4 protein-coding genes and 1 other annotated feature are annotated in these 6,226 nt (G+C 52.4%); all 4 genes read left to right on the forward strand.

Annotated features, from left to right (window positions below):
- Positions 1-1,692, forward strand: a 1,692-nt coding sequence (locus B2633_RS08320; protein ID WP_483170142.1) for a DNA gyrase C-terminal beta-propeller domain-containing protein, incomplete at its 5' end; no start/stop codon positions are given.
- A 94-nt stretch (positions 1,693-1,786) separates the two neighbouring features.
- Positions 1,787-1,988, forward strand: a binding site (T-box leader).
- Between the two features lie 55 nt (positions 1,989-2,043).
- Complete coding sequence (locus B2633_RS08325) at positions 2,044-3,213, forward strand: pyridoxal-phosphate-dependent aminotransferase family protein (protein ID WP_483170143.1); 1,170 nt, start codon at positions 2,044-2,046, stop codon at positions 3,211-3,213.
- A 16-nt stretch (positions 3,214-3,229) separates the two neighbouring features.
- Positions 3,230-4,822, forward strand: coding sequence for a phosphoglycerate dehydrogenase (serA, locus tag B2633_RS08330; protein ID WP_483170144.1), 1,593 nt, complete (start codon positions 3,230-3,232; stop codon positions 4,820-4,822).
- A gap of 24 nt (positions 4,823-4,846) precedes the next feature.
- Positions 4,847-6,133 carry a serine--tRNA ligase gene (serS, locus tag B2633_RS08335; RefSeq protein ID WP_483170145.1) on the forward strand — a complete coding sequence of 429 codons (1,287 nt, stop codon included), beginning with the start codon at positions 4,847-4,849 and terminating at the stop codon, positions 6,131-6,133.
- Positions 6,134-6,226: the final 93 nt, after the last annotated feature.

Genomic DNA, 6,226 nt, shown 5'->3' on the forward strand with positions numbered 1-6,226 from the left:
ATTGAAGAACGCAAAAACGGGCGCAATGCCATCATCGTCACCGAACTTCCTTACCAGGTCAACAAGTCACGACTGGTGGAAAAAATAGCCGAGCTGGTCAGAGACAAAAAGATTGACGGGATCGTTGACCTGCGCGATGAATCCAATCGCAACGGCATGCGCATCGTCATTGAAATTCGCAAAGATGTCAGCGTTAATGTGGTGGTCAATAAACTCTTCCGGCATACGCAGATGGAAGACAGTTTCGGCATCATCATGCTGGGACTGGTGCATGGGCAGCCCAGGGTGTTAAACCTCAAGCAGATGCTGGAAAATTATCTGGAGCACCGCAAAGACGTCTTGACCAGGCGCACCCGCTATGAATTGAAAGTGGCCCGGGACCGGCTGCATATTGTGGAAGGGCTGCAAATAGCCATTGACCATCTGGATGAGGTATTGAACCTGATTCGCAGCAGCAAGGACCGAGAAGCGGCCCGCCAGGGTCTTATGGAACGCTTTAACCTGTCGGAGCGGCAGGCGAATGCCATTTTGGATATGCGCTTCGCACAGCTGACCGGCCTGGAAAGAGCCCGGCTGCAAGAGGAGCAGAGGGATCTCCTGGCTAAAATAGCCGATTATGAGGAGATACTGGGGAATCCCCAGCGCATCTTAAACTTGATTCAAGCTGATCTGGAGGAGGTCAAGAAGAATTATGGAGATGCGCGCCGTACCGAGATCACTTTCGAAGAAAGTGATTACAACATCGAGGATCTCATCGAAGATCATGATGTAGTGGTTACCTTGAGCAACCGCGGCTACATCAAGCGCCAGCCGCTGGAGGCCTACCGGGCCCAGCGCCGGGGCGGGCGGGGCATAAGTTCAACCACCAACCGGGCTGAAGATGCTGCCGCCGATGTTCTGGTCACGAGCGTCTTATCCCAGGTGCTGTTCTTTACCAATCAAGGGCGCGTGTTTACCATTAAGGCTTATCGTCTGCCGGAATCAAGCCGGCAGGCTAAGGGCACCCCGGTTATAAACTTTTTGGACTTAAGACCCAATGAGCTTGTAACCACCATGGTGGCGGCACGCCAGATGGACGATACCAAAAACCTGATCATGCTGACCAAGAAGGGCATCATCAAAAAGACCCCCTTATCGGCCTTCAATAATATCAGAAAATCGGGGTTGATAGCGGTCAACCTCCGGGAGGACGACGAACTGGTGGGGGTGCGGCGCGTAGAAACTGGCGATCGCATCATGATAGCCAGTGCGCATGGTTTGTCCATCATGTTCGATGAAAGCCAGGTGCGCCCTATGGGCCGTACCGCAGCCGGGGTCAAAGCCATCAATTTAGCCCTCAATGACTACGTCATCGGCATAGACAAATATCGTGAAAAAGCCTGGGTATTGCTGGTGACTGAAAACGGCTACGGCAAACGCACCCCGGTGAACGAATTCAAAGAGCAAAAGAGAGGCGGTAAAGGCCTGAAAAGCATCGATATTCTGGGCAAGAACGGCAAACTGGTGGCTTTTCAGACCGTGGAAGACGGAGAAGAACTGGTCTTGCTGACCGGCGAAGGGCAATTGATACGCCTGGAAGTAGACGATATATCGGTTCAAAAACGCTACTCCCGGGGAGTCCTGCTGATGAAGCTCCCCCCCGGCGATCATATTGTGGGACTGGCCAAATTCAGGGTCGAAAAAGAAGAATAACCCTTCAAAAAAGAATAAAGTGGTTTTTAAGTCGGATTTGGTTGCAAATGGGTAATCCATGTAATATAATAATGGCCAAACTCCACATTCAGTCAAAGCGGCGATGATAGGGAGCAGTATAATCCATGGCTGGCGAAGAGAGCTGGTGGTCGGTGCAAACCAGTGCAGCCTGGCTTGGAATCCACCCTGGAGCAGGCTGTGAAAGCAGTACCGGTGGCTACGTTATAGCCTCTAAGGGGGTGCCGAGAAGGCGCCAACAAGGGTGGCAACGCGGGAGAAAACCTCTCGTCCCTGCAGGGGCGGGAGGATTAATTTTTTGCAAATGTTTTACCAAGGAGGTTTTATCACATAATGATAGGGGAACAGTATTTATTGCTTCCCGGGCCGACGCCATTGCCTGAGCAGATCATCCGGGCCATGAGCCGCTCCATGATCAATCATCGCGGACCAGCCTTTCATGATCTATTGTTTGAGGTGACGGCAGGTATTCGCTCCATATATCAAACCCAGGGGGAGGTACTGATATACCCCTCCTCGGGGACGGGAGTGATGGAAGCGGCGGTAGCTAATTTTATCGCTCCGGGAGACCAGGTTCTGGCAGTATCCATTGGTGTTTTTGGAGATCGCTTTGCAGCCATCGCCCAGGCCTTTGGAGCTGCCGTGGAGAAGATTTTGGTGCCCTGGGGAAAGTCTGCCGACCCACAGCTTATTAAGGAGCGCATCGACCGGGACACGGATAAACGCATCAAAGCGGTTCTGGTGAGTCATAATGAGACCTCAACCGGGGTGGTTAACAATATAGCCGCTATCGCGGATGCCCTAGGGGATCATCCCGCCCTCTTCATTGTTGATACGGTTAGCGGATTGGCGGCTCATTCTTTTAAGATGGATGAGTGGCGGGTCGACGTAGCCGCCAGCGGATCGCAAAAAGCCTTTATGATACCTCCCGGTTTGGGATTTTTGGCTTTTAACCAGCGCGCTTTGAGTATTCATAAAAAAATAAATAACAGCAGATTTTACTGGGATGTAAGCACCGGATTAGAGTACCTGCAGAAGGGCCAGACGCCAACCACGCCGGCTATTTCCCTGTTTTACGGGCTGCAGGAAGCTCTGCGCATGATGGCTGAAGAAGGCCTGGACAACATTATCCGCCGGCACGCCTTTTACCGCGATTTGATAAGAGCAGCGGTCAGCGCAATGGGGTTGGGGCTCCTGGCCGAAGCTGAGCAGGCCTCCTGTTCGGTGACCTCGGTTTTGGCTCCGCAGACACTGGGGGCTAACCAGATATGCCAGACCATGTTGCAGCAGTTCAACATCGTATTAGCCGGGGGACAGCAAAATCTGTATGATGTGATCTTCAGGATCGGGCATCTGGGCTATGTTAGGGAATTAGACCTCTTAGCCATCCTGGCGGCATTGGAGATGATTCTCCATAAAATGGGCCATCCGGTGGAATTGGGGGCCGGAGTAAAAGTGGCCCAGGAGCACATACTGAAAAACCATAGCGATTTCGCAGGTTGAGGAAGGGGCAATTAGAATGGAAAAGAAAAAGGTCATCGTAACAGAACGAATCGCCGAAGAAGGCATTCTGCTGTTGAAAACCGAACTGGATGTTGACTACCGGGATGGCATATCCAGAGAAGAATTGTTGAAGATCATTGATCAATATGACGCCTTAATCGTTCGCAGTGTCACCCAGGTTAACGAAGAGCTCATATCACAGGGCAAGAATCTGAAAGTGGTGGGCCGGGCCGGCAACGGAGTAGACAATATCGATGTGGAGGTATGCACCCGTTACGGGGTTATTGTAGCCAACACCCCGGACAGCAACACGATCTCTGCGGCCGAGCAAACCATCAGCCTTTTGCTTTCTTCAGTGCGCAATACCGCTTGGGCCAGCCGTTATCTGAAAGAAGTCAAATGGGACCGCAAGCCATTCCGCGGAGTGGAGCTTTACGGGAAAAGTGTAGGCATAGTAGGCCTGGGCCGCATCGGATCCATGGTGGCGACCCGTCTCAAGTCCTTCAATATGCGGGTATTGGCCTATGACCCCTACATTGCCGATCAGCGCTTTGAACGCTTTGGGGTGGAAAAGGTCGAAACCTTGGAAGAATTGATGAAGCAGGTTGATTTTCTAACCGTTCATACCCCACGCAATGAAGAGACTATGCATATGATAGATGAGAAAATGTTTGCCCTGGCCAAAGACGGCATTGGCATCGTCAACTGTGCCCGGGGGGGTATCGTGAAGGAAGCTGCCATTATTGACGGACTGCGTTCCGGCAAGATCGCCAGTGCCGGGCTGGACGTGTTTGAAAAAGAGCCGGCCGAAGCCAATCCCCTGTTTGAGTTCAACAACGTGGTGGTTACTCCCCATTTGGGCGCAGACACCTTTGAAGCCCAGAAGCGGGTGGGAGAAACCATTGCCGAGCAGGTCATCAAAGCCCTGCGCGGTGAAATAGTGCCCAATGTGGTCAATCTGCCCACTATGGTCAACGATGAACTGAATTACCTGAAGCCCTATATTACCCTGGCTGAGAAAATGGGGATGTTCTATTATCAGATGGCCAAAGCCCCGCTAAGCAGGGTGGAATTGACCTATAGCGGTCCAATGACCATGAATGAGACCGAAATGCTGACCGTGGCTTTCTTAAGAGGGCTCTTGCTTCCGGTGATGGCTGAAAAGGTTAACTACGTCAATGCGCGCTTGATGGCGGATGAGCGTGGAATTGTGGTTTTCGAGCATAAAGAAGAACAGAGCACCCGGCGTTACAAGAATGTCATCACGGCCAAAATGTCCAACCACGAATTTACGCTGGAGTTGGCCGGCACCGTATCCAGGGCCCGAAATCCGCTCCTGGTCGAGATCAACGGTTATGAAACCGAAAACGATTTGGAAGGCTATATCATCATCGTCAAGAACGAGGATCGCCCCCGGGTTATCGGTCCTTTTGCCACTGCTCTGGGTGATGCCGGGGTAAATATAGCTTCCATGAAGACCGCACGCAAAACCAAAGGCGACATCGCCATCATGCTGCTCAATGTGGACAATAAGGCCGATGATGAGGTCTTGGAGTCCCTGAGCAAACTGGATGGCATTGTTGGTAAACCCAGGCTCCTGCACTTTTAGTAAAGGCTTGAAGGAGGTATTGCCATGTTAGATGCCAAACTTATCCGTGCCAAACCCCATATAGTGGAAGCCGCCCTGCAGAAACGGAATATTTCCGGAGCCCTGGACAGGTTTATCACCCTGGATGAAGAACGGCGCGCTATTTTAGGCAAGGTCGAGGAACTGAAGGGATTCCGCAACACCGCCTCTATGGAAGTGGGGCGTATGAAAAAAGAAGGCCTGGATCCGGCGGCTTTGATGGAAAAAGTGCGCCAGGTAGGTTTGGAAATAAAAAGCCTGGATGATCAGCTCAAAATCATCGAGACTAATCTGGACAATATACTTCTCAATATCCCCAACCTGCCCCATGAGTCGGTGCCGGTGGGGTTGGACGAGAATGACAACGTGGAAGTGCGCCGCTGGGGGGACCCCCGCCAGTTCGATTATGAGCCCAAAGCCCACTGGGATTTGGGGCCCGAGCTGGATGTGCTGGATTTTGAACGGGCAGCCAAGCTTTCCGGGGCCCGTTTTACCGTATATAAAGGCTCTGGCGCCAGGCTGGAACGAGCGGTGATCAATTTTTACCTGGATGTGCATACCGGGGAGCACGGCTATAAGGAGATCCTGCCCCCCTTTATGGTCAGCGCGGATTGCATGACCGGAACCGGCCAATTACCCAAGTTCGCTGAAGATATGTTCAAGGTAGAGGGCCGGGAGATGTATCTGGTGCCTACCGCAGAGGTTCCTCTGACTAATCTGTACCGGGAGGAGATTCTGGAAGCCGGGCAGCTGCCGATTTACCTGACCGCCTACACCCCGTGCTTTCGGGCTGAGGCCGGTTCTCACGGCAGGGACACCCGCGGAGTGATCCGCCAGCACCAGTTTAACAAGGTGGAACTGGTAAAGATCGTGGACCCGGAGCATTCCTACGAAGAACTGGAAGGCTTGACCGCTGACGCCGAAAAAGTCTTACAGCTCCTGGGGCTGCCCTACCGGGTAGTGCTATTGAGCACAGGGGATATGGGCTTTTCATCAGCCAAAACCTATGATCTGGAAGTGTGGATGCCCAGTTACCAGGCTTATAAAGAGATTTCTTCCTGTTCCAATTGCGAAGATTTCCAGGCCCGGCGGGCCAACATCCGTTTTCGCCCCGATGCCAAATCCAGGCCGCAATACGTGCACACCTTAAACGGTTCCGGGGTGGCAGTGGGGAGAACCGTGGCGGCTATTCTCGAAAACTATCAACAAGCAGACGGTTCCGTGGTAATACCGGAGGTTTTGCGCCCTTATATGGGAGGCCTGAAAGTAATAATTCCGGCGGAATCCGCATAGAAGGCTGGTTGACATTGAAGTAGCCCTGTGATATACTTTCTTTTGCATTGGATACGAATGGACCTTCGCAATGGAGGGGTGTCCGAGCGGTTG

Origin of the sequence: Syntrophomonas sp. UBA1041 (assembly GCF_002316705.1) — a bacterium.
GTDB lineage: Bacteria > Bacillota > Syntrophomonadia > Syntrophomonadales > Syntrophomonadaceae > DTU019.